The sequence below is a fragment of the Leifsonia sp. HAY1-4F genome, from assembly GCF_056755275.1.
Map to the genome: position 1 here is coordinate 1 of NZ_JBNDHX010000564.1, position 240 is coordinate 240.

Consider the following 240-nt stretch of genomic DNA (forward strand, 5'->3'; position numbering starts at 1 on the left):
GAGCGTCGTCGCAGGGACAGCGCCCAGAGCCACGGCGGAGACGACCATCCCTGCCGGGCGGGACACCAGTCGCACGGTCACCGCTGCCGCGACCGTGAACACAGCGAAGACGAGCGCCGCGGCCCAGGCGGATCGGTTCAGTGCCGTCAGCGTCGCCGTGAGCGAGAGCGCTGCGAGCACCGCGCCGCCGACCGCCGCGCGATGGAGTGGATCCCAGCGTCCTCCAGACGCGTCCAGCGT

1 protein-coding gene is annotated in these 240 nt (G+C 72.9%); it reads right to left on the reverse strand.

The window, feature by feature from the left end; genetic code table 11:
- The coding region (locus ACPYOG_RS20510) for a hypothetical protein (RefSeq protein WP_481295911.1) at positions 1-240 on the reverse strand (240 nt) is incomplete at both ends.